Genomic DNA, 25,219 nt, shown 5'->3' with positions numbered 1-25,219 from the left:
TTTGTCGTCCCGGTTCCCGCGCCGATCTGGCGGCCGCCGTACGTCAGAGCGAAACGATATGATTGTCCCAAGCGCATTCCAGGCGCGCAAGGGGATGCGGTCCATCCGCACCGATCGAAATGAGCCCGCCCAGCCCGTCGCTTGTGAGGTATCCGTGCCCGAGTGGTGCGAGGCCACAGATATCCGCGCGGGACAGGGCCTCCAGGAACGCGCCATCGTCCGCGAACCGGTGCAAGCGGCCGCCACGCGGCGAGGTGATGGCGACCTCGCGACCGTCACCGCTGAAAGCGACGCTGCCGGCATAGCCTTGCATCGCGAGTTCGTCGGCAAGGGGTGCTTGTGCCAGGATGGGGGCCTCACCCATCCGGTGAAGACCCAGTAACGGTGTTGCGGCGCCCGGTTCACCCTCCCACTGCATCGCGAAGGCAACGAGGCCATCGTGCCGCACCGCAAGGTGCCGTATCGAGTTCTGCCGCAGATCGCATTCCAGTTCGACCAGGTCCCGGATCGACCCGGACAGCGAAAGATAGGCCAGGTTCGGTCGCATGGTGGGCAGGTTCAGTTTGCGGCGGTCGGTTGGATCGGTGGCGATGCCGCCATTCGCGATTACCAGCGTTTCGCCACCCGGCATCAGGCGCAGGTCATGGGGACCGATCCCGCCGCTCGGGAATTCGTCATACCGGTTGTAGCCCGCCCCGGTGTCCCAGACGCCAACGACCCCTTCGCTGGTGTCGCTGCGCTGTTCGCTGGTGAACAGTGCCGTTCCATCGGCGGAAAAGACGCCATGTCCGTTGAACTGGCGGCCTTCCGGTGGCGAGAGCCGGTGCAGCACGTCACCCCGCGCGCAATCCACCACCAGGGCATAGGCCCCGGGACGGCGCGCGAAGGCGACGGCCTCTGCGCGATGAGGGTGGCCGGCTCCGGCGTGACCGCGCGCGGGCAGGGGGACGCGGAAGGTCGATACCCCGTCGGTGTCGAGGCCATGGAGAGAAAAACTCCCGTCCGGTTCGCGGGCAGCCGCGAGAAACGACGGGCTGCCGGCCGCCGCCCAGCCCAGCCGCGGCGCGGCGCCCGCCGCGAGCAGAGAGGCGATGAAACCGCGCCTTGTGGTCATGTTCTCAATCTCCGTCCTGAGAGTTGAAGCCCTGCGAGATGTCGAGCCGCGCGCCGATCTCGGCCTGGATCGCCGCACTGAGGGATTGGACTGCCTGTTGCAGCACTTCGATGCGCAGACGGGCCTGCGGGTCCGTCACGTCCTGAAACGATGAATCCTCGATCCGGGCGGCGGCATCCTTGACGCGCTCCAGCGCCGCGTCTGTCTCGGGCAGTTTCCAATCGGCAAGCGCGGCGGCGAGGTCTCGGGCCGCCTCGGCGGCCAGGACCGCGTTGCGCAGGCTGCGCCCGGACCGCCGCGCTTCGGCGCGGGCCGGGCGGGGGCGGTCGAAGCTGCCCATTGGCCCGCCGAGCCGCTTTTCCGCGGTGAACGCGAGGCTCGACAGGATCTGCGTGTAGATGGCCCGGACCGCTTCGTCCTCGGTCAGGTAGGTGGCGTTCGTGGCCTCGCCCGCCGTCCTGAGAACGTCCGCGAAGCGATCGCGCCAGGCCTGCGCAAGGGCATCGGCCTGTCGGTCGAGGTCGGCCGCGATGGTGGCGGCAAGTTCGCAGGCGGTGCTGCCCGCCGGGTAGCCCGCGAATTCCGGGTCGAAGAGCAGCATCTCCAGCGCGAACAATCCCCGCGCGGCGATGGAGACCTCGGCATAGCCCTCAACATCGCTCGTGATCGGATCGTCCTCGGCGACGAGGCGTGACAGCGTCCGTTGCGTGAAACCGCGCGGGTCGGGCCAAAACGCGATCGAGAGCGCGCCGGTCTCGGATGGCCCGAGCCGCAGATCGGCCACCGGCATCCAGGCGTCGAAGGCGGCCTGGAACGCGGGCCGCAACGCCTCGGCGCGGCAATCGTTGCGGGCCGCCTGCGCCAGTGTCTCGGTCGCCGCGGCGAAGGCCGTGAAGCCCGGAAGGATGTGGTCGTCAAGCGCCTCGTCGACACCGGCAAGGGTTGGCGTCGCGAGACCGAGGATCAGGGCGAGGGCGGACAACAGTTTCATAGGCTCTCCAGAAAGCGGATCAGGGCGGCGCGGTCTTCGGGCGGCATCTCGACGACGGTGTCGCGCGCGGCCTGCGCCTCGCCGGCATGCCAGAGCACCGCCTCGAGCAACGAACGCGCGCGGCCGTCATGAAGAAAATAGGTGTGCCCCGAGACCGTCTCAGTCATCCCGATGCCCCAGAGCGGCGCGGTGCGCCATTCCTGGCCATCCGCGCGTCCCTCCCGGCGGTTGTCGGCGAGACCCGGGCCCATGTCGTGCAGCAGCATATCGCTGTAGGGCCATATCAACTGAAAGCTGGCGGGATCGTCCCCCTCCAGACGGTGCGTGACATAGTTGGGCCGGTGACAGGACGCGCAGCCGGTGTCGAAAAACACCTGGCGCCCGCGCAGAACCTCGGGCGCGTCGACATCGCGCCGGGCGGGCACCGCAAGTGTCCGGCTGTAGAAGGTCACGAGGTCGAGGCCGACCTGGTCGATCTCGAACCCGCCGTGTTCCGCGTCCGCGCCGTCGAGCGCGGCGGTGCAATCGGTCTGCGCGTCGGTGCATTCGCCCGAACCTGCCGTGTGGATCGGGTTGGAAATGCCGATATCGCCGGCAAATGCGCTCGCGGTCTGTTCCAGCACGGTCGGATTGCCCGCCTTGTGCCCGAAACGGCCGAGCATGGGCCGGTCGTAGACGTCAGACCAGACGATCTGCGGCGTGCCGGAGATGCCGTCGCCGTCGGCGTCATCGGGGTCGGCCCAGGCGAGGATATCCTCGGACGGGATCGCCTCCAGAAGCCCCATTCCGATCATCTGCGGGGCGATGCGCGGCGACAGCATGGCGTCGGGATGCAGCGGGCCGTAACCGAGGTCGGCAGCGGTATAGGCCGGGCGGCGCAACGCCGCGACCTCGCCCCCCGACAGCGGCACCCCGATTTCCTCATAGTCGATCTGCAACCGATATTCGGGTGCATGACCCGGCAGGCTGAAGTCCTGCAACTGCGTTCCATAGGTGGGGTCGGGCGCGGTGGCGTGGGTGCCGGCGATGTAGCGTTGGATCTCTTCGACATCCGGCGCCGGGATGGAAACCCGCAGGAACATCGAGACGGCGGTGTCGTCCGGCCCTTCGGGCGGGTGGCCGCGGCCGTCCTTCAGATGGCAGCGTTGGCAGGACCGGGCGTTGTAGAGCGGCCCGAGCCCGTCCGAGGCGATGGTCGAGGCGGGCGCCGACACCCAGATCCGGCGGAACATCCCGTTTCCGACCCGGAAGTCCAGTTCCTGTTCGAAAGTCAGGTTGGCCGCGGGTTGCGAAAAGGCATCCGCGGTTCCGCGCGCCCGCACGGTCTGCGCACCGCCGGCGTTTTCCTCGAAATTCCATGGCGCCGAGAAATCGGTGGGCAGCGCGGTCACGGCGGCGATCCGTTCGCGCTCGGCCTCGGTTCGCGGGACAACGTCTAGGTGCACGTCCCCAAGCCCCGCCCACGGCGGTTGCGTCGCCTGTTGGGCCAGCACAAGGGCCGGAAGAGCAAGGACGGCCACCACGGGCAGCAGGGCGTGCGGTTTGCGATTCATCGGTCTCATGGCTCCCTGCGGGGCGCGGCATCACCGCGCGCCGCAGCCTGTTTCACTGGAACACGGCAGAGGGGTCGTCGAGGCTGTCGGAGCCCTCGAAGTCAATCCCACCCAGATCGAGCGCCGCGACGATCCGCTCGATCGACCGGGTCTGCGCGATCAGCGCGTCCACCCCGCCCATGATCAGCCGCTCGCCGGCCTCGTTGCCGCGCGCGAGCATCTCGTCATAGGCGAAGCCCGCCTCGGCGGCGGTCTTGATCCGCCCGAGCGCCATCATTGTCTCCATCAGGCGCTGCCGCATCTCGGAGTCCAGCGCCGGATTGCCCTCGGCGACAAGATCGGCCAGCGACGGCCCCGAGACGAGCGATCCGTCGATGCGCGTATACTCGCCGAGATACACGTTCCGAATCCCCAGCCCGTCGTAGTAATGGCTGTTGTGGGTGTTGTCCGAGAAACAATCATGCTCTTCCTCGGGGTCATTCAGCATCAGCCCAAGCCGCATCCGCTCGCCCGCCTGCTCGCCATAGGAGAGCGAGCCCATGCCGGTCAGGATTGCGGAGAGCCCGCGGCCTTCGTCGGCCAGCACCTCGGCACGGGCGGCGCCGCCCTCGGCCCACTGTGCCGCCATCCATTCGAGATCGGACACCAGAAGCTGCGTGGCCGCGGCGAGGTAATCCGCGCGCCGGTCGCAATTGCCACCGGTGCAGGCATCCCCTTCGGCATAATCCGTCCAGGGACGGTCGCCCGCGCCGTCGCCATGGCCGTTCAGATCCTGCCCCCAGAGCAGGAATTCGATGGCGTGATAGCCGGTGGCGACGTTCGCCTCGATCCCGTCGACCTCGTGCAGCGTGTCCTGCAGCAGCGCGGGGGTGATGTCGGAGGCGTCGATCTCGATACCCGACAGCGTGAAGGTCGGGTTGGCGATCACGTTCAGCGCCGCCAGCTCGTTCTCGTCGGTCGGGCCGCCATAGGCACCGTCGACATAGTCGATCAGCCCCTCGTCCAGCGGCCAGGCGTTCACCCGACCCTCCCAGTCGTCCACGATTGGATTGCCGAAACGGTAGACCTCGGTTTGCTGGTAGGGCACGCGCGCCGCGAGCCACGCCGTGCGGGCTGCCTGCAGATTCTCGGCGGAGGGCGCTTCGATAAGGGCGGCGACGGCGTCGCCGAGGGTGCGCGCCGCGATCAGGCTATCCTCGTATTTCGCCTCGGCGATGTCGGCATATGTCCCCAGAACCTCCGATGTCTCGACGGCGAAGGCGGGGAGTGCGGTCAGTGCCGTCGTGGCAAGGGCTGCCGGCAGGGTAAGTCGCATCGTGTGGTCTTCCTCTCAGTGTCTGTTACGGGCTTGTTCGGCGGGACGGATCGGCTCGGGCGCGCGGCCCGGGGTGGCGCGCGATGCGATCGGGGAAACGCGCTGGCCACCTGTCGCCGCAAGAGAGTTCGCCCACCGCGATCTTGGCGGCGTTCTGCGCGGGGCGATCTTGGCCGACATGCGGGCACCTCCCTGGGCTGACGACATCCAGGCGGCCCGCAGGGGTGGCCGGGATGGCAGGAATAAAGCTGACTTAATGAGTCGGATATGTCAACGGGGGTAGTTGACAAAAACACTAGGCCATAGGTTCAGGGCCCGAGCGGCTGACCCGGAATCCGAGTGCTGCCCCCTGCATTTCAGGCGGGGGGTCTGGTTCTAGGGCGGTTGATGCGGGTCGGACGGTTTGGCGATCAACCGCTAAGCCCCGACGGTCGCTTGCCTGCAACAGAAGAAGCGGGCGCGCCTGTCCGGCGCGACCACCCTCTAGCAGAACGCGCCGCCGCTTTCGCCGAAGGGCGCGGTCAACTCAATGCGTCGGAAGCAGCACCCCTGTCGAAGCGGAACGGCGTTCGAACTGGTCCGCCAGCGCCGTCGGCATGGGATTCATTCCGATGCGTCAAGCGTGACGTTGAAGGAGCCCGTCACCGGAACACCTTGCGACAGATCGACCGGGCGCCCCTGGCTTTTCGGGCCGGGGATGCCCAGCGTTCCTTCGAAGGTGCCGGTCAGGCTCAGCGATGTGCCGTCCAGCGCATGACTGTCGATGGTGACGGACAACCCGCCGCGAGCCTCTTCCTCATAGGCCGCGAGTTGTTTCAACACCTCGCCGCCCCTGACGATCCAGACCGTCATTTCCGGCTCGCTCGCTTTCCAGTCGGCGGCGCCGAACGTCAGCGCGACATTCAGGACCTCGTTGGTCTCATCGTCGACGGCGCTGGCATCAATCCAGACATAGGGTTGTCTTTCGACGCCGTTCCATTCGATCTCTTCCGATACGGTCAAGGTCCGCTCGTCGTCCGCGATGGTCACGATCAACTCGTTCGTGGCTTGTGCAAGGCCAGCGGTGGCGAGGCCGCAGGTGGCCAGAGTTGTGCACAGTAGCAGGGACTTTATGGTCATAGTCGCTCACTCGTTGAAATGCGGGTTCTATACGGACGGAGGCAGGTTGCGCCGCAGCCAGTCGTTGATTTCGTCGGCGATCTGGCCCGGGCCGGCGCCCGACACGCCCCAGCTTGACAGGGGTATTCGCGTTGCCGGGCGGGTGTTGCGAAACACCAGCACCACCTTCGAGGTCGTGCGGCTTTCGGCGGAGGTGTGGCTGCGATCCAGTTCGGCGCTGTCGAGCGCGTCCAAGGGGTATCGGTCCGCCCGGCTGCCAAAACGCGAGTCCCGGCTGACCGTGACCAGCCCGGCCTCCTTGTCCAGGACCAGGGTCGTTCGTGCGGAAATCGCGGCGTAGCCAAGAAAGAACGCCCCGTTGAGCCCCAGCAGCAGGATCAGCGCGGTCAGGATCTCGCCGCCGATGAGGTTGGCAAGCCCGATCAGCGTGATCGGAATGACCGGCACCATCATGAACCACCGGATGAAGGCTGGAATGGCGAGTTCGATTTCAAGCCGGTCCGGGGTGTTGGTGCTGGTGGTCATGGCTGCCCTTTGCGATCTGTGCGGTTGAGCCACGCGTTGATGAGGCCGGCCATGCGGACGATGTCCTCGGGGTCGGCGCGGCCCATCGGGATCAGCGTTTCGCCCGTGGTGTCGCCATCGGGTCCGACAAGGTAGAGCTCGACTTTTTCGCGGCTGGAGTTCTTGCCGTAGCGGGTGCGCGGTTCGGCCCGTTCGAGCTTTGACAGCGGCACGCTCCGCGCCTCGCGTCGGCGCAGGCCGGTGACGCGCACCCGCGCCTCGCCGGCGGGGCGATCGAGGCGCAGTTGTGTCATCTGCACGGTTTCCCCAAGGATCATCCAGCCGATCAACGCGGTCACGGCCAGAACCAGGGCACCGGTTCCGATTGCCCCGTCGGCGATCGCCGCGAGGCCCATCGCGGCGGCAAGCAGGATGCCGCCCGACGTGATGGCGGCGCGGCGCACCGGGCGATTCTCGATCTCGAACACGGTGTCGCTGTCATGCACGACGCGCAGGGGGTCGGAAAAAAGGTCGGCCAGCGTCATGGCGCACCGGGATCGGTGTTGAAGCAGATCGCAGGGGGGCGCATGTTCCACATTCTCGCCCTTACCGCGGCAATAGCTGCTCGTGGCTGCCGCTGGCGAAGTGCCCTGAAAACCGCGGCGCGGGCACTTCGACGCTGACCGGGTTGGGCGGTTCGCTTGCGAAGGTCGGGGTTGCCGAAATCAGCGTCACGGCAATTGCTGAGAGGATCTTGCCCGGCCAAGTCGTCGGTCGGGCCGCTTGAAGCCGCCGGTCTCGTCCGGCCGGCGCAGCACCCCCTGGAGCGCGTGCGACGATGCATGGATGTCTTGAGCCTCCTCTCCTCCTTCGCGGGTTCAGCCTAGATGCGCGGCGCATGGTCCGCCCCGTTCGTTTGGAGTGGGCGAAGCGGTTTTTCGCATGCTAGTCTTCACGTCAGTGAAGGTTTCCCGCGGAATGCAGTTGATGAGAGTCATGGAACGCCTGCTGCGTTTGGTCTTGGCGGCGACGCTGGTGCTGGGGGCATCCAGGGCGATGGCAGACGAGGTTCTGCTGACGCTGACCGGTGCGGTGAGGGACGGGCAGGTCATGATCACGCGCGCCGATCTCGATGCGATGGACTGGCACGAGATCTCGACCTCGACGACCGTGACCGATGGCCAGCCGCGATTTCGGGGCGTCTTGATGCGCGACATCCTTGCCCGTGCCGAGGCCAGCGGCGACACCGTGACCGCGCAGGCGCTGAACGACTACATCATCGACATTCCGATCGACGACTTTCGGAACTTCGATGTGCTCGCGGCGCTCTACATGGACGGCGCCGCTCTGACCCCGCGCGACAAGGGGCCGGTCTGGATCGTCTATCCGCGCGACGATCACGGCGTGCTGGCCGATATCCGCTATGATATGCGATGGGTCTGGCAGTTGACCGCGCTGCACGTGCAATGACGCGGCTTGCCGGACCCTTGCGATACGGCGGCCTCAGCGCGCTGATCGTGGTCTGCCTGGGCCTGCTGGTGGTTGCGGCGGCCAACATCGTTCGGATCGAACGGCAGATGCAGATCTCGGCGACCGAGAACATGACCTGGACCTTCGGCCAGACCCAGATCGAGGCGCTGAACCTTGCCGTTGCCCTGTCGAACGACGCGGACCCCGCCGAGGTGCAGTTGCGCGTCGATCTTCTGGTTTCGCGGCTGAACCTTCTGCGTGACGGCCCGCAATGGAGGTTTCTTCAGCAGGCCGGTCTGGCCGAGGGGCTGACCGGCTGGCGCGAACGTCTGCTTGCACTCGATCCGGCCGAGGATGGCGACAGGGCGGTGCTTGCCGAACATGTCGCGGCGCTTTCGACCGTGCTGCGCGGCAAGGCCAGCCGGGTGATGACGCGCGAATGGCAGTTGCAGTCCGAGCGTCTGGACCGGCTCGGCCAACTGCATCTGCTTGCCCTGGCGGCCATCGTGGGCGCCCTGATCGCGGGTGCGGCGCTGGCCGCGTTGCTCATCGACCGCGAACGACGTCTGACGCGGGCCCGCGTTGACCTGCTGCGCGCCGACCGTCTGCAACGCGACCTGAACCGCGAGCGCACGGCATCCGAGGGCTATCGGCGCCTCACCGACCTGATCGCGCATCAGGTGCGCACGCCGCTTGCGGTGATCGACAGCGCGATGCATCGGCTGACCCGGCCCGGCAATCCGCCCACCCCCGAGGTGATCCGCACCAAGGCGGAGGTTTCGCGCGAGGCGGTGGCGCGTCTGGTCCGTTTGACCGACACCGCCCTGCTGATGGCGCGGGTCGATCGCGGCGCCGTTGCGCCGAAACTCGGTTGTCATGATCTGGACAGGATCGCGACCGCGGCCATCGAAGAGATGCAGTCCGCCGGCAAGGAGCAGCGAACCGGCCGGGTGACCCTGCGCCCTGGCAACAGTCGTGTCACCGCCATTTGCGATCCCGTTCTCACCGGCGAGATCCTGGCGAACCTGCTCGGCAACGCCTTGCTCTACTCGCCGCCGGAGAGCGAGATCGACGTGCGGCCGATGCACAGCGGCGATCTGGCCATCTGCGACGTGTGCGACCAGGGGCCCGGCATGACGGACGAGGAACTGGCCAGCGCCTTCGACAATTTCGCGCGCGGCGCACGGCATCGGGATCTTCCGGGGTCCGGCCTCGGGCTGCCGCTGGCGCGTCATCTCGCACGTCTTCAGGGCGGCGACCTGACGCTCAAGCCGCGCGAGGGTGGCGGGCTGGTCGCGCGGTTGACCCTGCCGGGCAAGGTGGCGGCATGACGCCCCCCCTGATCCTGTGCATCGAGGACGAACCTTCGCTGCGCGACGACATCGCCGCCGAACTGGGCGAGGCGGGCTACGAGGTGATCGCGGCAAGCGATGCCTCCGAGGCGCTCGACCGGCTCGATCGTCGGCGGCCCGATCTGATCCTGTGCGATATCGTCATGCCGGGGATGGACGGCCACGCGCTGCTGGCGCATCTGCGGACGGCCCGGACGGACCTGAACCACATACCCTTCGTATTCCTGACGGCCCTGTCGTCACGCGAACAGATGATCGAAGGGCGCAAGGCGGGCGCGGACGATTACCTCACGAAGCCCATCGACTACGACCTTCTGCGCGCGCTGATCTCGGCGCGTCTGGACCAGGTGGCCCGTCTTCGGTCGGCCGACGAAATCGGGGCGGGCAGCGCGGCGCTCGACCAGTTGACCGTCGGGGTCGTGCTGCTGGACGCGGAGGGGTGCGTGCGTCATGCCAATCGCGCCGCCCGAGAGTTGGCGAAGCGCACCGGCATCAGCCTTGGATCGCGTATGACCGCCGAGGGCGAGGATGGGCGCAAGTTGGCCGCACTGACGGCCCGGATTGCTTCGGGTTCGGGCACCGGTGCGGCATTGTGGCTGGAGGCGGGCGTGCGCCGCGTGATGGTGCTGGGCCGACCGCTGGCGTCGGGCCCGGCGCGCGACGGCGCCGCCGCGATGCTCACGCTCAGCGATCCTGAACACCAGGAGGCGCTCGATGCTGACACCCTGCGGCAGCTTTTCGACCTGACTCCGACCGAGGCCAGTGTCGCACGCTTCGTTGCCGAAGGATTGCGTCGCGACCAGGTCGCGGCGCGGATGGGGGTGTCATCCACCACCGTCGCGTTCCATCTGCGCAACATCTTCGACAAGACCGGAACCCGCCGCCAGGCCGATCTGGTGGCGCTGATCCTGTCGATGCCGATGGCGTGAGCAGATCCATGACAGCCGTCCCTGAAACACCGTTCTTCGACAACCGACCACCCTCAATCGAGACACCGGCCATGAAAAACGCAACCCGACCGCTCGCAGCCTGCCTGTCCGTTACCGTTCCCGCCGCATACGCCGAAACTCCGAGAGCGCGCACCGCCAAAGGTCTGGCGGAGGTGTCAGACACTGGCGTCTTCCGGCTGGCCGCCGCCGGCAGCCAATGACCCCGAACCAATCCCACACCGCAAAGGAAGCATGATGAAACCATTCGCATTCCCGTTCGCCGTCTTCATTGCCCTCGCCCTGCCGGCCCACGCGTGGGAGATCGAGGAAATCGGCACCATCGAAATCGTATTCGCCGACGAGGTCATCGAAAAGCCGACGGTCATCGTGACGAACGGCGACGAGGTATCGCCGACGGCGTTCATGCTTCTGACCGTTGGCAATTTCTCGAATCTCAGCTTGATGAGCGGCGACGCCAATTTCGTGATCGACGCCACGTTCATGTCGCACACGCCCGGCCCGGACACCGTGGCCGTGTCGGCAAGCGTTACCTATTCGCCGGATGGAAACATGCAATTCTGGCTGTCCGAGGGTGCGCCGGAAGCGCTGGACCTGACGTTCACGACGCTGACCATCGACGGCGACGAGGGCCACGCCGTCGGCAATTTCAGCGGCCTTTTGTGTTTCGCGGACGGCCTAGGCGCCGAAGCCGATCCGGGCAACTGCCGCCCGGTCGAGGGCCGCTTCGACACGCCGTTCTTTATCGAGAGATGACGCCGTCGAACGGCCGCAACGGGAGGATGACATGAAACGGATGCTGTTGACGATAGGCATGGCCCTGGCAGGCCCGGCCCTTGCCGAGGACCCACCGATCTGCGGCACCTCCAGTGCGGCCGACTGGGCGAAGATACAGGAGATTTTCACCGGTGAGTGGCTGATCGAGCACCAGGCCGGCTATGCCTTGTTCAACGGCATGGTCCTGCCGTTCCCCGGCGATGGCGAGGTCGAGACCATCACGATCTTTCAACTGGGCGACACGCTGCAGGCGACCCATCCCGAGGCGCAGGCACCGCTGGTCCTGCGCCTGGCAGATGAACCGCGCTGGACGGTGGACATCGACAACCCCGCCATTCCGGACCCCTTGATGACGCCGGATGATGTCGCGATGGTGGCGGGGTGTCCTCAACTCGACCTGCCGCGGCTGGTCGGCACGTCGACGGCGGTGATGGATGGCGTGCCGATGGAGTTCACCTATCGCATGATGGCGATGGACTGGTCGACGCTCTACGGAATCATGGAGATCGACTCGGTCGTCCAGGGCACGCCGATCGAGGCGCGCCGAACCGTCTGGATGCGCCTCGCCGGGCGATGAGCGCGTCGCTCGTCGACGAACCGCGTTTCGGCGTTGGAATGGCAATGAGGCTCGGGGCCTTTTCCAACGTCGACGCCTACTCGCGCCGTTACGCCGTCGTGTCGATTTCGAGGTCGAGGAAGGGCGCGTATTGCTGGGCTCCGAAAATGTCGCCGTCGCCGGGGCTGCCGCTGGGCCGGTCGCGCAGGATGGTGAACTTGATCGCATAGGCCGGATCGTATTCCACGAAATCGGTGATCCGCGCCGGGTCGATCCTCAGAATGCCCGCGACCGACGTGCGGCTGAGCGCGCCGGAGCGTTTGACCAACTCATAGGTATCCGGCTCGCGGAAGATCACGTCGAAGGTGATCTTGTCGGTTCCGGCGTTCTTGCTGCGGATCGTCTTGGCGAGGTCTGAGAGCTTCTTAACGGGCATGGGTTGTCTCCGGGACTTTAGCGCCGATTTCGGCCGTGTGCAGCGGGAACAGTTCTAGCGGCTGGTCGATCGCCATCGTGTGATTGACCGTCCATTTATGCGCGGGGCTTGCCGGCAAGACCTCGTCAAAGACGAAGGACACGCCGCCGGCGGTGCCTTTCACGTCGGGCAGGCGGGCATAGAAAAGCTGCCGCGTGCCGATCATCGCAACCTCCTCGGCCATCTCGCGGGTGGGCGCGACCCCCTGCACCACGACCAGCAGTTCATGCGCCGGGCGGTCGCGCATCGGCTCCAGCGCGCCCATGATCCCGTCGCGTCCGAAGACGTTGAAATGCAGCTCCCACCCGTCCGGTCCGAACTGCTCGTGCACCTGGGCCTTGGCCCAGTCGATGACCGCATCCACGTTGGCGATGGTATAGGGGTCGCGGATGCCGGCCATGCCGACGAAACGCTCGCCGATCCGCCCCGACCCTTCCAGCTTGACCCGCAGCTGTTCGGCCGGGATGAACTTCATCCCGGTCACGCGGGTGGTCTTTTCCGATACCTGTTCGTAGTGGCAATCGGTCATGTCGAGCAACCCGCCCGCGACGTATTCGTGGAAGGGGTTGGAGCGTTCATACATGGCATGACCCGCAACCGAGGCGATGGTGCAGCGCTGACCCGGATGCATGGCCGTGACCTCGACCCACTCGTCGGTGATCTCGCCCAGAACCGTCTCCTTGGCGCCGTAAGGTTCGGCGCAGAACGACGCGCATTCGAGCACCTTGCCCAGGTAGTAGGACTGCGCCTCGGGGAAACCGTGATGCAGCGCGCAGGCGGCGAAGATCGCGCTGTCGGACGAGCGCCCGCCGATGATGACATCGCAGTCCTGTTCCAGCAACGCGCGAAACGGATGCACGCCTGCCATCGCAACGATGCGCGTGGTGCCGTCAAGCTCGGCCTCGGTGAGCGCCTCGCGCGCGTCCAGCCCCTCGATCACCGAGCCCGAACGGATCTTGGCGCGGACCAGTTCCTTGTCGAGTTCGGAGTAGAACCAGCCGATGCGAAAGCTGCCCAGCCCGTGTTGCCGGGCGATGTCGCGGATCATCTCCACATACATGTCCACCCGCGAATTGGAGCCGGTATCCCCGGCCGACCCGATCAGCATCGGCACCCCGAGCTTGCGCGCCGCCAGCAGCATTTCCTCGAGATCCTGACGCTGCCAGGCCTTCGGGCTGGCGCAGGTGTCGCTGCCCAGCGGGACCGGGCCGATATCGTCGCTGCCGGAATCCGCCGCGATATAGTCCGGCTTTTCCGCCACCCCGAGCAGAAAGCTGTCGCGTTTGAGCGGCGCGAAACCGAGGTGCCCGTTCGGACATATGATCTTGAGTGACTTCATGACGGTCTCCAACTTCCTTGTAACGCCTCACCTTCTTCATGCAGGAAGCGTGCCAATTGACCGGGGGCCATCAACCCACTGGAAAGGCGTCACTTTGCGGGATGTGTTCGGGGGCTTGCGTGTGTCTCACGTGGCGGATCGCGGGTTTCACGCGCCGCGCATCCCGAGCTTGATCATCTGGTGGCGAAGCGCGTGACGGCTGATCTGCAGGAGCGCGGCCGCGTCCTGGAGATTGTCGCGCGAGGCGGCCAGCGCCTGACGGATCAATCCGCGCTGGAACTCGGCGGTCGCGTCATGGAAACCGGCCGCCGGAATACCCTCGACCGGGTCGTCGGTGTCGGGGGCCGGAACCGAAAGCGCGCCGGCCCGGACGGTGCGCAGGATGCGGTCGGGCATATGGCTGGGCAACACCTCGTCATCCTCTTCGAGGATGAAGATGCGTTCGAGCAGGTTTTCTAGTTCGCGCACGTTCCCGGGCCACGGATACTGCAGCAGGATCTTGCGCGCCTCCGGGTTGATGCCCCGGATATGGCGATCATAGAGGGTGTTGTATTTGTTGATGAAATGCTCTGCCAGGAGCAGGATGTCCTCACCGCGTTCGCGCAGCGGCGGGATGTTGAGGGCCACGACCTGAAGCCGGTAGTAGAGGTCTTCGCGGAAATTCCGGGCGCGGACCTCTGACAGCAGCACCTTGTTGGTGGCCGCGATGAACCGCACATCGACCCGTGTGGGCCGCACCGCGCCGACGCGGCGGAATTCATGCGAGTCGAGCAGGCTCAGCAGCTTGGCCTGCAACGTGGTGTCCATCTCGCGGATCTCGTCGAGAAAGATCGTGCCGCCGTTCGCCGCCTCCACCAGACCCAGCTTGCGCTCCACCGCGCCGGTGAAGGCGCCCTTCTCGTGCCCGAACAACTCGGACTCCATCAGGGTCGACGGGATCGCGGCGCAGTTGATGTCGGCGAATTCCTTTTTCGCACGGCTGGAAAGCTTGTGGATGGTGCGCGCGGCAAGCCCCTTGCCGGTGCCGGTCTCGCCATAGATCAGAACGGTGCGGGCAGGGCTGCGCGCCACGCGATGGATCAGATCGCGCAGGTTGTGCATGCTTTCGTGGTCACCGACCAGGTCTTGTGAATAATCTGCCATCGCCTGTCTCATGGCACGTTCCTTGTCAGGCGCCGAGGGCAAAACGCAGCCAGGTGCCGGAACATGGATTGCTCAGACAAGCATACAGGTGTGCGTCCCGACAGCAATACACCACCGAGGCGATGGTCCGGGACTGGCCTTCGGCGCCATGCTGGCACAGTGGTCCGGCCCCTTCGTGACGGGCCATCAGGCGCGTGGCCGCGTCGATGCTCCAGACCGCGCCGGGCAGGGCCGCGTCCAGCACGGTGCGGCGTCCGGCGGAGTTGGCGTCGATCCGGTCCTCGGTGTCGCGCCGGGTGTCGGGGGCCAGCGCCGTGGTGGTGAAATGGTTGGTGCGGCAGACCAGCGGGGCAAGCTCAATGGCCACCGCGGATGCGCCCAGTTCCACCGCCGCCACCGCGCCGCTGCGGTCGCCGAGAACCAGGGTTCCGCCGCCCGCGTGCGGCACCTCGCGGATCAGGGTCAGCGCATCCGCCACGGTCGCCGTTTTCGAAAGCAATTCGGTCATCAGGAAGTAGCGCAGCCAGCCGGTCGCATGATGGCGCACGCCGACCTGGGTATCGACAACGGCAAGACCGGCGGCGTTCATGCCGCTGGAATAGGCGCTGGGCGCGCCGAGGCTGCCAAGACACAGCATCGGGCCATGATCGAGGTCCGGGCCTTCATGGCGAAACACCCGCTGGATACCGGCGTGCCGCCCCGAGAAATCGCGGTTCTTGACCACCAGCGGCCCGTCAGGCCCGTCTGCGGTGGCCCATGCGCTGCACCCGTCTTCCTCGGTCGCCGCGGCATGTGCCAGATCGGTCAGGGTGCCGATATAGAGATGCGCGAAAACCTCGTGTTCTGGAATGCCGAAGCCTTCCGCGATACCGGCAACCTCGGCCAGTGCGTTCGGGCAATGACGCTCGGCAAAGCGGCGCTGGTCGTCGAGGTAGTCCTGCGCGCCTGCCCCGAACGCGCCCGCCTCATTGGCGATCGACAGCCGTTGGGCAAGGGTGGCGCGCACCTCTTCGACCGGCGCGCCGATCGCCTGCGATGCGCCCCGCGTGAACGGGTCGCCCGCAAGGTTCAGCACATCGCCCGGCCCTGCCTTGCGCGCCGTCATGACGCTTCCTGCTCCAGAAGCGACAGGTTTTCATGCAGCCGGTGACAGGCCGCGGTGTGGCCCGGCCCGACGCTTTCGGCCACCGGGGCTTTCTGGCGGCAGATGTCGATGGCCAGCGGACAGCGGGTGTGGAACTTGCAGCCCGGTGGCGGGGCCAGCGGCGACGGCAGGTCACCGGTCAGCCGGACCCGGCTGCGGTGGCCTGGCCGGTCGACTTCCGGCACGGCGGACATCAGGCTTTGGGTATAGGGATGGCGCGGGTTCGCCAGCACCGTCTCGACGCTGCCAAGCTCGACGATCTCGCCCAGATACATCACCGCCACCCGGTCGCTGAGATAGCCGATGACTGAAATGTCGTGGGAAATGAACAGGTAGGTCAGCCCCATCTCCTGCTTGAGATCGGTCAGAAGCTGGATGATCTGGGCCTGGATCGAGACATCGAGCGCCGACACCGGCTCATCGCAGACGATGAATTCGGGGTGGCTGACCAGCGCCCGCGCGATCCCGATCCGCTGGCGCTGACCGCCCGAGAACTGGTGCGGATAGCGGTCGAGGTGCATCGACTTCAGCCCGACCTTTTCGAGGATCTCGGCGGTCTTTTCCCGCAACGCGCCGCGACCCGTCGCCAGCCCGTGCAGTTGCAGCGGCAGACCCACGATCTCGGCCACCGTGCGGCGCGGGTTGAGCGAGGCGTAGGGATCCTGAAAGATGATCTGCATGCGCCGCCGCATCGCCTTCATCTCCGCATCCGGCAGCGCGCCAAGGTCGGTCCCGTCAAAGGTGACCCGGCCCGCGGTCGGTTCATGCAGGCGCAGGATCGTCCGGCCGAGGGTCGATTTCCCGCAACCGCTTTCCCCGATCAGCCCCATGATTTCGCCACGCTCGATCCCGAAACTCACGTTGTTCACGGCCTGGACGAAGGTTTCCGGCCGCCCGGTCAGACGGTCGGCAAGGCGTCGTCCGCTGCGATAGGTTTTCGACACCCCTTCGACCGACAGCAGCGGCCCGGAATCCCTGTTGGCGGTCATGTTGCCAGCTCCTTCTGGACCCGGACGCAGCGCGCCGTTTGCCCGTTGCCCGCGTCGCGCATTTCGATGTTTTTCAGGCATTCCGGTCCCCGCTCGCGGCAGCGCGAATAGAAACGGCACTGGGCCGGCAGGTCGATCAGTTCGGGCACCTGCCCCTCGATCGGCTCGATCCGCTGGCCGCGCAGCGACAGACGCGGAAGCGAGCCGAGCAGCCCCTTGGTATAGGGGTGTTTCGGGCGCATGATCACGTCCGCGGTCCGGCCCTGCTCGACCACCTGGCCCGCATACATGACCATCACGCGGTCGCAATGCTCGGCCACCACGCCAAGGTCGTGGGTGATGAGAACGACGCTCATCCCAAGTTTCGCGCGGGTATCGGTGATAAGCTCGAGAACCTGCGCCTGGATGGTCACGTCGAGCGCCGTGGTGGGTTCGTCCGCGATCAGGAGCTTGGGCATCGAGGCCAGCGCGATGGCGATCATGATGCGTTGCCGCATCCCGCCGGAAAACTCGTGCGGATACTGGCCAAGCCGCGTCTCGGGTGAGGCGATGCCGACGAGGCCGAGCATCTTGACCGAATGCGCCCGGATCGCGCGTCGCCGGGCGTTGCGGCCCGACGGCAGGCCCTTGTCGTGCGCCTCCAGCATCTCGGCGATCTGTTCACCGACCGTCAGCGCCGGGTTGAGGGCGGTCATCGCGTCCTGCATGGTCATCGCGATATCGCGGCCCCGGACCGCACGCATCTCGGTCTGGTTGAGCGCGCGCAGGTCACGCCCTTCGAACATGATGCGCCCGGCCTCGATACGCCCCGGCGACCGCACCAACCCCATCACCGAGTTGAACGTCACGCTCTTGCCGGAGCCGGATTCCCCGACCACGCCCAGGCATTCGCCGCGCTCCACGATCACGTCCACGCCGTCGACCGCGCAAACGGTGCCGTCGCGCGTCTCGAACACGGTGCGCAGCCCTTCGACCTGCAACAGGGTCTTGTCAGTCGGTGCGCTCATTCGTGGAACCTCGGATCGAAGGCATCGCGCAGACCCTGGCTGGCCACGTTGATCGCCAGCACCAGAAGCAGGATGGCGATGCCGGGGAAGGTGCTGACCCACCAGGCCTGAAGGATGAATGCGCGCCCGTCCGACACCATCGCGCCCCAGGACGCGGTCGGGGGCTGAACGCCAAGCCCGAGAAAGCTCAGGCTGGCCTCGAGGATGATCACATGCGCCATGCGGATGGTGGAAACCACGATCACCGGCGACAGGATGTTGGGCAGGATTTCCCGCAGCATGATGTGCCGCCCCGAAGCACCCAGGGCGCGGGCGGCCTCGACATATTCAAGCTCGCGCGTCACCAGCGTTTCGCCGCGCACCACCCGGCAGGGAATGACCCACTCCTTGTAGACCAGCGCGATGATGATGTTGATCAGGCCTGGCCCCATCATCGCCATCAGCCCGATGGCGAAGATCAGGTAGGGAAACCCGAGCAGGATATCGACCACCCGCGAAATCACCATGTCGACCCAGCCGCGCAGGTAGCCCGCGGCCAGGCCGGCAATGATCCCGATCGTCGTGGCCACCAGGACCACGGCGGCGCCGATGAAGATGGAGATCCGCGCGCCGTAGATGATGCGGGTCAGGATATCGCGGCCGAGCGCATCGCAGCCCAGCAGATAGCTCCACTCGCCGCCCGGCATCCAGGCCGGGGGCTGGAGCCTGCGAAAGAGATCCGTCTCGGCCGGATCGTGCGGCGCCACCAGCGGCGCGAAGATCGCGAGGAAGATGAAGATCAGGACGACCAAGGCGCTGCCGAAGGCAAGCCGGTTGCCAACGAAATTGCGCATGTTGCGGCGAAAGATCGTCTCTTGCACCGGGCCGGTGCTGGCCTTGGTATCGGTATCCGGCATTGCGCTCACAGCTTCACCCTCGGATTGAGGATGGTGTAGAGGATGTCGGCAAAGAAATTCAGCATCACGTAGGTCACCGCGTAGAACAGCACCGCCGCCTGCACGAGCGGGTAGTTGCGCACGAAGATGCTTTCGACCACCAGCCGCCCCAGACCGGGCCAGCCGAACACGGTCTCGACGATCATGTTGCCGCCCAGCAGCGACCCCGTCTCGATCGCCGCGACCGACACGGTCGGAATGAGCGCGTTCTTGAGCGCGTGGCGAAACAGCACCTTCTGACGCGACAGCCCCTTGGCCTCGGCGAAGGTGATATAGTCCTGCCGCATCACTTCCAGCATCGAGGTCCGCGTCACCCGCATCAGGATCGCGGTCATCGGCAGGCCCAGCGTGATCGCCGGCATAATGATATGCGACAGCGCATCGAAGAAGGCATCGACCCGCCCGCGCAGCAAGGTGTCGATCAGCAGCAGATGGGTGATCGGTTCGATCTCGCTGGCATACCCGATGCGCCCGGACACCGGCAGGATCTGCAGATGCACGGCGAACAGCATGATCAGCAGGATGCCGAACCAGAACCCCGGCAGCGAGACCCCCAGAAGCGAGCCGACCGTCGCCAGCCGGTCCAGGAATGAGTTGCGCTTGATTGCGGCCAGAACGCCCAGCGGAATGGCCGTCACCAGCGCGATGATCAGGGCCACCAGGCTCAGTTCGATGGTGGCGGGCAGGCGTTCCTTGATCACGTCGATGACGGGGCGGCGATGGTAGAAACTCTGCCCGAAATCGCCCTGCACCGCGTTGCCCAGGAAGGCGAAGAAGCGTTCGTGAATGGGGCGGTCAAGCCCGAGGTCGCGGCGCATCGCCGCTTCCTGTTCCGGGGTCACGATCTGATCCCCGATCATGATCTGCACAGGGTCGCCGGGCGTCAGCGTGATCATGGCGAATACGATCACGCTGACCCCAAGCAGTACCGGGATGAGTTGCAGCAGGCGTTCGACAAACCTTGCCAATGACATACGTGGACTCCCCGGTTTGGGCCGTTTTAGTTCAGGCAGGCATCATGCAGGTTGATGCGGCTGTCCGGGCTCGGGCTCCACCCGGTGAGGCGCGTGGACACGCCGTAGATGTCCTGCGGCACCCACAGGTAGACATAGGGCACGTCGGCGTTGGCGATCGCCTCGGCCTCGCGATACATCTCGGCGCGCTTTTCACGATCCACTTCGGTCGACGCCGCATCCAGCAGCCGGTCGATCTCGGGGTTCGCATAGCCGGCAGAGTTGCCGCGCGCCGCGGTCATGTGGGTCGGCACGAAGATGCCCTGCGGGTCGAGCGAGCCGTTGCCCCACGAGGTGAAATACATGTCACCCGTTTTCGGACCGCCCTCGGTGCGCCATTTCTCGGTCAGCAGCGCACTTTCGCCGACCGCGACCTTGGTGTTGAAGCCAGCCTTGGTCAGCAGCGATGCAACGGCCTCGGCGGTATCCTTGTAGGCGCCGGTGGTGTCCATCGTGATGTCGACACCGTCCGGATAGCCCGCTTCGGCGAGAAGCGCGCGGGCTTTTTCGGGGTCGTACGCGTAATCCGGCAGGTCCATGTTCTTGCCGAAGGCGTCGGGGCTGAGAATGCCCGAGATCGCAGCCGCATTGCCGCCCAGAATCCGGTCGATGATCAGATCCTTGTCGATGGCGTGCGCGGCGGCCTGGCGGACCCTGATGTCGTCGAAGATCTCGCCCTCGACGTTCATCGCGATGAAGAAGCTCCGCGTGCCGTTGACCGTCATCACCTTGGCGGTTTCGCTGTTTTCCACCTGTTCGATGGCGAAGGGCGGCAGGTCGTTGATGATATGCACATCCCCGGCCAGAAGCGCGGCCACGCGAGAGGCGGATTCGGGAATGACCTTGAAGATGACACGCTCGACACAGGCCTTGCCGACCGGCTCGATCCCCGGAGCGCCGCCGTAGTAGTCGTCAAAACGCTCCATGATGATCGAGTCGCCGCGCCGCCAGTCGACCAGCTTGAACGGTCCGGTGCCATTGACGCTGGTGGCCATGCCATCGGCGCCGACGCTTTCGACGAAGGCCTGCGAGACGATTTCCTGGAACGGCAGCATCGCGGGCAGCAGCGGCCAGGGCTCGGACAGGGTCACGCGCACCGTGTTGCCGTCGACAACCTCGACACCCGAGACGGGCCCGAGCAGGCTTTGGCGCGGGCTGGTCTGACCGTCGCCAATCGCACCTTCGGCGGTCAGGCGGTGCAGGGTGAAGCGCACGTCTTCGGCGGTCATCACCGAGCCGTCATGGAAGGTGACGCCTTCGCGGATCTCGAAGTCGTAGACCGTTGGCGAGACCTGCGTATAGGACTCGGCGAGTTCGGGCAGGATATTCATCGACGAATCCCGCGTCAGAATCCCGTCGAACATGTTGCGGATGATGGTTTCGGTCTCGCGGTTGCGGTGGTTTCCGGGGTCCAGCGTGTTGGCGTCCTGCGTGAAGCCGACGACAAGCTCTTGCGCGCTGGCAGCCGGGGCCGTGACACCGACGGCCAGCAGCGAGGCGGCCAGTAAACGTGACGTGCGTTTCATTTTTTTGGTTTCTCCCTTGATTGAACATCAGTCGGTCGTGTCCAACAGGCGCAGCACACCTGTTGCTTAGGGATATGCAAGCTCTGTGCCAACTCGCTACAAACTGCTGAGACAAGAAAAAGCGAATGAGATCAATCGTGAAGCGGGTGGTGAAAACAAGCCTGCTGCGATCTGGCGCATCTAGCGCGTGCAAGTCACGCATCCGCGCGGAAATGACGCGGGCTAGGATGGCGCGCTGCGTGCCGGCCCGGAGCGCCGCCTGGCGACAGAACTGGGAATGCCGGATTCCGCCCGGTATTTCGCAATCGTGCGGCGCTGGATGACGACCCCTTCCTGTTTCAGTCGGCTTGCGATCCGGGCGTCGCTCAACGGCCGGTCCGGTCTCTCGCCGCCGATCATCTCGGTAATGCGCGCCCGGATCTGCGCCACCGACACCGCCGCCCCGCCATCCCGCACGGGAAGCCCCCGGCAGAAAAGCTGTTTCAGTTCGACGATCCCGACCGGCGTTTCCATCGTCATGCCGGTGGTGATCCGGCTGACCGTGCTTTCATGCAGCGCGGCGGACAAGGCCACGTCCTTGCGCGACATCGGTGCAAGATGCGCGTCTGCCTTGGAAAAATACCTCATCTGCCGGCGCACGATTTCGGCGGCGACGGCCAGCGTATTGGCGTTGCGCTGCTCGATCGCCCGTTTCAGCCCGCGCGCACTGGCCAGCGCCTGCGCCACGAAGGCATCGCGTGCCTCGCTGTCCTGCACCAGATCCTCGCGCACGTCGATCTCCGGCAGGGTCGAGGCATTGAACTCCACCCGCCACGCCTTGCCCGCCCGCGTCACGATCAGGTCGGGCGGGCGGGTCGGTGCGTCGTGCTGTGCGAATCGCGCCCCGGGCTTGGGGTCGAAGGTCTGGAGCCTTCGAATCCGCGCCTCGACCGCGCCGGAGTCGCACCCGCAAAGCTCAGCGAGCGTCGCGAGATCGTTTTCCGCCACCAGATCGAGCCGCTGCAACATCTGCGACATCACCTCATCCAGCACGCCTGCATCCTGCGCCTGCAAGCTGAGGCATTCCGCCAGCGAGCGGGCGAAAAGTCCCGCAGGCTCGAACTTCTGCAGGACGGCAAGAACCGCCTCGGCCGCGCCGGTGGACACGCCGCATTCCCGCGCAATCTCGGCCACGTCCCGGCCCAGCCAGCCGTATGGTTCCAACGCAGCCAGAAAGGCCCGCGCGATCCGTTGCTGCCCGGCATCGCGAATGCCAAGCCCGATCTGTCGTTCCACGTGCTGCTCTAGCCCGTCCGACGGGGCGGCCAGGTTTTCCACGCCGTCGCCGCCGGACAGCCCCGGGTGGCCGGCAGGCCTGTCCTGCCCTGCGCCCGGGGGTTTGCGTCGAACTTCTAGAAACCGGTTCTTCTCGGCCTCGCGGGCAAGATAGCGGGCCAATTCGGCATTGTTGAATTGCAACAGCCCGATCGCCTGCAACAGCTGCGAGGTCATCGCCAGCGTGGATGTCTGTCGAATACTGAGTGCCGGGCCAAGTTTCATCGACGTTCCCTCGCACCCAGCCTCCGTCGGTGGCGCAGAGGTGTCAAGCCGCCGACGCCGCCGGTCACGAAGCCGCCGGTTGCGGCGCCGGACGCGGGTCGGGACGATGCCCGAGCGGCGTGGGCAGCCGGTCGGCCGCGACGAATTCGATCCGCCGGCGCGGGGCCAGGGTGCCCGCGTTTCGCAGGGCATCGTCGACCAGGCTGTAGACCTCGTCGCGGCAATCGACATCCCGGTCGAACCGCGACAGCCAGTAGCGCAGGGCATAGGTGATGCCGCCTTCTTCATAGGCCAGCACGCGCACGTCCGGGGCCGGGTCGTGCTGGATCAGTTTCGCCTTGCCGACGGCCTCGAGCATGACCTCGCGCGCCCGGGTGATCGGCACCGAGTGATCCAGCGTGATCGCGACCTGGGCGCGGTATTGCGGCTTGGGGGCCGAGTAGTTGGTCACGCGCCGACGCGCGATCTGGCTGTTGGGCAGGATCAGATAGGTTGCGTCGCTGGTCAGGATGCGGGTGGTGCGCCAGCCGATCTCGATCACCTTGCCGCGCCCCAGCCCCTCGATATCGATCCAGTCCCCGATGCGAAACGGCCCCTCGATCCCCAGCGCGATACCCGACAGGGTGTCGGCCACGACGTTGCGGATGGCAAAGCCCAGCATGGCCAGGATCAGGCCCGAGCCGGCCAGCGCGCCGACCGCGCCCTGGCCCATGTAGACCGAGGCGGTGGCGACGAAGGCGCTCAGGAACACCACGGCGGCGATCAGGTCTTTCAGCAGCCGCGGATAGGGCCGCCGCCGCGACCCCGCCTGGTCGAGCGCGATGCCCAGCACCCGGCTGACCAGCCACGCCGCCGCGAAAAAGGCGAGCGCGATCAAGCCCGGCGGCAGGCCGTCTTCCTGACCGAGCAGGCCGGCGATCTCGGTGTGAAACAGCACCGGCACGAGGCTCAGGATCGTCAGGGTGAGAGGCCAGACCAGACGGCGCGCGTTCTGACGAATGGTCATTTCGCACCTCTGGCAAGCGCCTGGCTGGGTTGGGTCGGACGGGGCTGCGGGCCGATCTGCGGCGGCACGCCGGGACCGGCGGACGCGATCGGCTGATGGCAATGCGGGCAACGATGGGCGGCCGCACGCGGCATCGACAGGTTGCAGCGTGTGCAATATCGGCGCGAGGGACGGGGGCTCATGGTGGTTCTCCGGAAAGACAAGGGGCAGTGAATGGCACGGGACGCCCGGAGAAAGCGTGGCGGCTGGGTTTAACTCATCCGTTCGCCTCCTCCGGGGTCATCAAGCGGGCCGGGATCGCCGGCAATCATGCGCGGGCGCGTCAATTCGCGTCTCCGTCGGTGTCTTGATCGACCCGGATCACCGTCAGCATCCGGCGCTGGTTTTCACGCGTGTCCCAGTGGAACGCGGCGCCTTCGGCCAGCCCGATCAGCGCCACGCCGATCGGGGTCATCACCGAGACCCGGCCGCGCGCGATGTCGGCGTCTTCGGGATAGACCAGCGTGATCGCCTTTTCCTGCCCGGTGGTTTCGTCGCGGTAGGTGACGGTGCTGCCGATCGCGACGACATTGGCCGGCATCTTGGCTGCCGCAACCACGCGGGCGCGGCCAAGCTCGTCCAGCAGGCGGTCGGCCAGTGCGGGATTGCGCTGCATCGCGCCTTCGGCCAGGCCTTCGAGATGGGCCAGGTCATCCTGGTTGACGACGATTTTCGGGGTCTTGGTCCGCCGCAGCGGGGTGTTCTGGATAATCTGGTTCATGGGGCTCACCATTGGTTTCTCGGTTGAATGGAACGTTGGATAGGGGGCGTCCGGCGGCTGGTCTGCCGCCCTGGTCCGGTCTTGCGGGTGCGGGCGCGTCAGGTGGGGTCTGACACCTTGAGAACGGTCAGCGACAGGATCGCGCCGTCTTCGCGCAGAAGCGGCGCCTGCTGGCCGACCCGCATGCCCATCAGCGTGGCGCCAAGAAGCGACGCCACCGCGATCACGCCGCTGTGCGACCCGGTCCTGGCGCGGTGCGACAACAGCCCGGTGCGGGCCGGACCGCCGTCGACCGACCAGGTCACCAGCCGGCCGGAGCAGACCAGATCGCGCGGGCATTCGCCCTCAAGCGGCGTCGTGCTCTGCACCTTGTGGTCGAGGACATGACGCAGCAGCGGGGCCGCGGGCGTGCCGTCGTCCGCGCAGCGCTTCAGGTGCCGTTCAAGGTGCTGCCGGTCGGCGGCGGGCAGGTGTCTCGCAACCCGCGTCGGGGATTTGCGGATGGTCCGGCTTGCGGGTTCGGCGGTGTGAAGGCGCTGGATACGGGACATGGTTCTTCCTCGGGCGACACGGCGGGGCGGCATGAATGCCGCATGGTATGACTGGAATGGTGAGGAGCCCCGGGGGATTGCAGGCGCGAACGCG

Annotated in this window: 25 protein-coding genes; 5 read left to right on the top strand and 20 right to left on the bottom strand. The window is 66.3% G+C overall.

Annotation, left to right across the window (positions count from 1 at the left end; all coding sequences use genetic code 11):
- Positions 1 to 43: 43 nt before the first annotated feature.
- From FVF75_RS04010 to FVF75_RS03980, 7 genes are all read right to left on the bottom strand, one after another.
- Positions 44 to 1,114 (bottom strand): DUF1513 domain-containing protein, encoded by a 1,071-nt coding sequence (locus FVF75_RS04010; protein ID WP_148376438.1) that lies wholly within the window; start codon positions 1,112 to 1,114, stop codon positions 44 to 46.
- A 4-nt stretch (positions 1,115 to 1,118) separates the two neighbouring features.
- Positions 1,119 to 2,105 (bottom strand): imelysin family protein, encoded by a 987-nt coding sequence (locus FVF75_RS04005; protein WP_148376437.1) that lies wholly within the window; start codon positions 2,103 to 2,105, stop codon positions 1,119 to 1,121.
- Positions 2,102 to 3,658, bottom strand: a complete 1,557-nt coding sequence (locus tag FVF75_RS04000) for a di-heme oxidoreductase family protein (protein ID WP_148376436.1) — start codon at positions 3,656 to 3,658, stop codon at positions 2,102 to 2,104. Before FVF75_RS04000 ends, FVF75_RS04005 begins: the two co-directional genes overlap by 4 nt.
- A gap of 52 nt (positions 3,659 to 3,710) precedes the next feature.
- On the bottom strand, positions 3,711 to 4,973 hold the full coding sequence (locus FVF75_RS03995; RefSeq protein ID WP_148376435.1) for an imelysin family protein: 1,263 nt from the start codon (positions 4,971 to 4,973) through the stop codon (positions 3,711 to 3,713).
- A 603-nt stretch (positions 4,974 to 5,576) separates the two neighbouring features.
- On the bottom strand, positions 5,577 to 6,092 hold the full coding sequence (locus tag FVF75_RS03990; RefSeq protein ID WP_148376434.1) for a hypothetical protein: 516 nt from the start codon (positions 6,090 to 6,092) through the stop codon (positions 5,577 to 5,579).
- Positions 6,093 to 6,119: 27 nt separating this feature from the next.
- On the bottom strand, positions 6,120 to 6,617 hold the full coding sequence (locus tag FVF75_RS03985) for a hypothetical protein (RefSeq protein ID WP_148376433.1): 498 nt from the start codon (positions 6,615 to 6,617) through the stop codon (positions 6,120 to 6,122).
- Positions 6,614 to 7,084 carry a hypothetical protein gene (locus tag FVF75_RS03980; protein WP_222861187.1) on the bottom strand — a complete coding sequence of 157 codons (471 nt, stop codon included), beginning with the start codon at positions 7,082 to 7,084 and terminating at the stop codon, positions 6,614 to 6,616. Before FVF75_RS03980 ends, FVF75_RS03985 begins: the two co-directional genes overlap by 4 nt.
- A 490-nt stretch (positions 7,085 to 7,574) precedes the next feature.
- On the opposite strand from FVF75_RS03980, the gene FVF75_RS03975 reads away from it, so the two are divergent.
- From FVF75_RS03975 to FVF75_RS03955, 5 genes are all read left to right on the top strand, one after another.
- Positions 7,575 to 8,066: a putative pterin-binding protein gene (locus FVF75_RS03975; RefSeq protein WP_246137987.1), complete on the top strand. Its 492-nt coding sequence runs from the start codon at positions 7,575 to 7,577 to the stop codon at positions 8,064 to 8,066.
- On the top strand, positions 8,063 to 9,397 hold the full coding sequence (locus FVF75_RS03970; RefSeq protein ID WP_187392964.1) for a sensor histidine kinase: 1,335 nt from the start codon (positions 8,063 to 8,065) through the stop codon (positions 9,395 to 9,397). Before FVF75_RS03975 ends, FVF75_RS03970 begins: the two co-directional genes overlap by 4 nt.
- Positions 9,394 to 10,347 carry a response regulator gene (locus tag FVF75_RS03965; protein ID WP_148376430.1) on the top strand — a complete coding sequence of 318 codons (954 nt, stop codon included), beginning with the start codon at positions 9,394 to 9,396 and terminating at the stop codon, positions 10,345 to 10,347. The genes FVF75_RS03970 and FVF75_RS03965 overlap by 4 nt, the downstream gene beginning before the upstream one ends.
- Positions 10,348 to 10,602: 255 nt before the next feature.
- Positions 10,603 to 11,121 carry a hypothetical protein gene (locus tag FVF75_RS03960; protein ID WP_148376429.1) on the top strand — a complete coding sequence of 173 codons (519 nt, stop codon included), beginning with the start codon at positions 10,603 to 10,605 and terminating at the stop codon, positions 11,119 to 11,121.
- Positions 11,122 to 11,152: 31 nt separating this feature from the next.
- Positions 11,153 to 11,719 (top strand): hypothetical protein, encoded by a 567-nt coding sequence (locus FVF75_RS03955; RefSeq protein WP_148376428.1) that lies wholly within the window; start codon positions 11,153 to 11,155, stop codon positions 11,717 to 11,719.
- Between the two features lie 88 nt (positions 11,720 to 11,807).
- Here FVF75_RS03955 and FVF75_RS03950 read toward each other — a convergent pair whose 3' ends face one another.
- From FVF75_RS03950 to FVF75_RS03890, 13 genes are all read right to left on the bottom strand, one after another.
- Positions 11,808 to 12,134 (bottom strand): DUF4387 domain-containing protein, encoded by a 327-nt coding sequence (locus FVF75_RS03950; RefSeq protein WP_148376427.1) that lies wholly within the window; start codon positions 12,132 to 12,134, stop codon positions 11,808 to 11,810.
- Positions 12,124 to 13,512 (bottom strand): acyclic terpene utilization AtuA family protein, encoded by a 1,389-nt coding sequence (locus tag FVF75_RS03945; RefSeq protein ID WP_148376426.1) that lies wholly within the window; start codon positions 13,510 to 13,512, stop codon positions 12,124 to 12,126. The genes FVF75_RS03950 and FVF75_RS03945 overlap by 11 nt, the downstream gene beginning before the upstream one ends.
- 147 nt (positions 13,513 to 13,659) lie before the next feature.
- Positions 13,660 to 14,655 (bottom strand): sigma-54 interaction domain-containing protein, encoded by a 996-nt coding sequence (locus FVF75_RS03940; RefSeq protein WP_148376425.1) that lies wholly within the window; start codon positions 14,653 to 14,655, stop codon positions 13,660 to 13,662.
- Between the two features lie 25 nt (positions 14,656 to 14,680).
- Positions 14,681 to 15,760, bottom strand: a complete 1,080-nt coding sequence (locus tag FVF75_RS03935) for a C45 family autoproteolytic acyltransferase/hydrolase (protein ID WP_148376424.1) — start codon at positions 15,758 to 15,760, stop codon at positions 14,681 to 14,683.
- Positions 15,757 to 16,788, bottom strand: a complete 1,032-nt coding sequence (locus tag FVF75_RS03930) for an ABC transporter ATP-binding protein (protein ID WP_148376423.1) — start codon at positions 16,786 to 16,788, stop codon at positions 15,757 to 15,759. Before FVF75_RS03930 ends, FVF75_RS03935 begins: the two co-directional genes overlap by 4 nt.
- Positions 16,785 to 17,795 carry an ABC transporter ATP-binding protein gene (locus FVF75_RS03925; protein WP_148376422.1) on the bottom strand — a complete coding sequence of 337 codons (1,011 nt, stop codon included), beginning with the start codon at positions 17,793 to 17,795 and terminating at the stop codon, positions 16,785 to 16,787. The genes FVF75_RS03930 and FVF75_RS03925 overlap by 4 nt, the downstream gene beginning before the upstream one ends.
- Entirely contained in the window at positions 17,792 to 18,691 is a 900-nt protein-coding gene (locus tag FVF75_RS03920; protein WP_148376421.1) for an ABC transporter permease, read from the bottom strand. Before FVF75_RS03920 ends, FVF75_RS03925 begins: the two co-directional genes overlap by 4 nt.
- Before the next feature lie 5 nt (positions 18,692 to 18,696).
- A complete protein-coding gene (locus tag FVF75_RS03915; RefSeq protein ID WP_148376420.1) occupies positions 18,697 to 19,704 on the bottom strand; it encodes an ABC transporter permease in 1,008 nt (335 codons plus the stop codon).
- 26 nt (positions 19,705 to 19,730) lie between these two features.
- Positions 19,731 to 21,269: an ABC transporter substrate-binding protein gene (locus tag FVF75_RS03910; RefSeq protein WP_148376419.1), complete on the bottom strand. Its 1,539-nt coding sequence runs from the start codon at positions 21,267 to 21,269 to the stop codon at positions 19,731 to 19,733.
- A gap of 222 nt (positions 21,270 to 21,491) precedes the next feature.
- Positions 21,492 to 22,808, bottom strand: coding sequence for an RNA polymerase factor sigma-54 (rpoN, locus tag FVF75_RS03905; RefSeq protein ID WP_187392963.1), 1,317 nt, complete (start codon positions 22,806 to 22,808; stop codon positions 21,492 to 21,494).
- Between the two features lie 64 nt (positions 22,809 to 22,872).
- The gene (locus tag FVF75_RS03900; protein WP_148376417.1) at positions 22,873 to 23,814 is read right to left on the bottom strand and encodes a mechanosensitive ion channel family protein; all 942 of its coding nucleotides are present in this window, start codon (positions 23,812 to 23,814) and stop codon (positions 22,873 to 22,875) included.
- A 322-nt stretch (positions 23,815 to 24,136) separates the two neighbouring features.
- A complete protein-coding gene (rnk, locus tag FVF75_RS03895) occupies positions 24,137 to 24,574 on the bottom strand; it encodes a nucleoside diphosphate kinase regulator (protein ID WP_148376416.1) in 438 nt (145 codons plus the stop codon).
- 98 nt (positions 24,575 to 24,672) lie between these two features.
- Positions 24,673 to 25,125, bottom strand: a complete 453-nt coding sequence (locus FVF75_RS03890; protein ID WP_148376415.1) for a GreA/GreB family elongation factor — start codon at positions 25,123 to 25,125, stop codon at positions 24,673 to 24,675.
- Positions 25,126 to 25,219: the final 94 nt, after the last annotated feature.

Source organism: Maritimibacter fusiformis (assembly GCF_008086115.1).
Taxonomy (GTDB): Bacteria; Pseudomonadota; Alphaproteobacteria; order Rhodobacterales; family Rhodobacteraceae; genus Muriiphilus; species Muriiphilus fusiformis.
This window is presented reverse-complemented; position numbering and strand designations above follow the sequence as displayed.

What these genes read in the sequence shown, in the direction of transcription:
- FVF75_RS04010 (WP_148376438.1), bottom strand. Translation starts at nt 1,114, where the DNA reads ATGACCACAAGGCGCGGTTTCATCGCCTCTCTGCTCGCGGCGGGCGCC.
- FVF75_RS04005 (WP_148376437.1), bottom strand. Translation starts at nt 2,105, where the DNA reads ATGAAACTGTTGTCCGCCCTCGCCCTGATCCTCGGTCTCGCGACGCCA.
- FVF75_RS04000 (WP_148376436.1), bottom strand. Translation starts at nt 3,658, where the DNA reads ATGAATCGCAAACCGCACGCCCTGCTGCCCGTGGTGGCCGTCCTTGCT.
- FVF75_RS03995 (WP_148376435.1), bottom strand. Translation starts at nt 4,973, where the DNA reads ATGCGACTTACCCTGCCGGCAGCCCTTGCCACGACGGCACTGACCGCA.
- FVF75_RS03990 (WP_148376434.1), bottom strand. Translation starts at nt 6,092, where the DNA reads ATGACCATAAAGTCCCTGCTACTGTGCACAACTCTGGCCACCTGCGGC.
- FVF75_RS03985 (WP_148376433.1), bottom strand. Translation starts at nt 6,617, where the DNA reads ATGACCACCAGCACCAACACCCCGGACCGGCTTGAAATCGAACTCGCC.
- FVF75_RS03975 (WP_246137987.1), top strand. Translation starts at nt 7,575, where the DNA reads ATGCAGTTGATGAGAGTCATGGAACGCCTGCTGCGTTTGGTCTTGGCG.
- FVF75_RS03970 (WP_187392964.1), top strand. Translation starts at nt 8,063, where the DNA reads ATGACGCGGCTTGCCGGACCCTTGCGATACGGCGGCCTCAGCGCGCTG.
- FVF75_RS03965 (WP_148376430.1), top strand. Translation starts at nt 9,394, where the DNA reads ATGACGCCCCCCCTGATCCTGTGCATCGAGGACGAACCTTCGCTGCGC.
- FVF75_RS03960 (WP_148376429.1), top strand. Translation starts at nt 10,603, where the DNA reads ATGAAACCATTCGCATTCCCGTTCGCCGTCTTCATTGCCCTCGCCCTG.
- FVF75_RS03955 (WP_148376428.1), top strand. Translation starts at nt 11,153, where the DNA reads ATGAAACGGATGCTGTTGACGATAGGCATGGCCCTGGCAGGCCCGGCC.
- FVF75_RS03950 (WP_148376427.1), bottom strand. Translation starts at nt 12,134, where the DNA reads ATGCCCGTTAAGAAGCTCTCAGACCTCGCCAAGACGATCCGCAGCAAG.
- FVF75_RS03945 (WP_148376426.1), bottom strand. Translation starts at nt 13,512, where the DNA reads ATGAAGTCACTCAAGATCATATGTCCGAACGGGCACCTCGGTTTCGCG.
- FVF75_RS03940 (WP_148376425.1), bottom strand. Translation starts at nt 14,655, where the DNA reads ATGGCAGATTATTCACAAGACCTGGTCGGTGACCACGAAAGCATGCAC.
- FVF75_RS03935 (WP_148376424.1), bottom strand. Translation starts at nt 15,760, where the DNA reads ATGACGGCGCGCAAGGCAGGGCCGGGCGATGTGCTGAACCTTGCGGGC.
- FVF75_RS03930 (WP_148376423.1), bottom strand. Translation starts at nt 16,788, where the DNA reads ATGACCGCCAACAGGGATTCCGGGCCGCTGCTGTCGGTCGAAGGGGTG.
- FVF75_RS03925 (WP_148376422.1), bottom strand. Translation starts at nt 17,795, where the DNA reads ATGAGCGCACCGACTGACAAGACCCTGTTGCAGGTCGAAGGGCTGCGC.
- FVF75_RS03920 (WP_148376421.1), bottom strand. Translation starts at nt 18,691, where the DNA reads ATGCCGGATACCGATACCAAGGCCAGCACCGGCCCGGTGCAAGAGACG.
- FVF75_RS03915 (WP_148376420.1), bottom strand. Translation starts at nt 19,704, where the DNA reads ATGTCATTGGCAAGGTTTGTCGAACGCCTGCTGCAACTCATCCCGGTA.
- FVF75_RS03910 (WP_148376419.1), bottom strand. Translation starts at nt 21,269, where the DNA reads ATGAAACGCACGTCACGTTTACTGGCCGCCTCGCTGCTGGCCGTCGGT.
- rpoN (WP_187392963.1), bottom strand. Translation starts at nt 22,808, where the DNA reads ATGAAACTTGGCCCGGCACTCAGTATTCGACAGACATCCACGCTGGCG.
- FVF75_RS03900 (WP_148376417.1), bottom strand. Translation starts at nt 23,814, where the DNA reads ATGACCATTCGTCAGAACGCGCGCCGTCTGGTCTGGCCTCTCACCCTG.
- rnk (WP_148376416.1), bottom strand. Translation starts at nt 24,574, where the DNA reads ATGAACCAGATTATCCAGAACACCCCGCTGCGGCGGACCAAGACCCCG.
- FVF75_RS03890 (WP_148376415.1), bottom strand. Translation starts at nt 25,125, where the DNA reads ATGTCCCGTATCCAGCGCCTTCACACCGCCGAACCCGCAAGCCGGACC.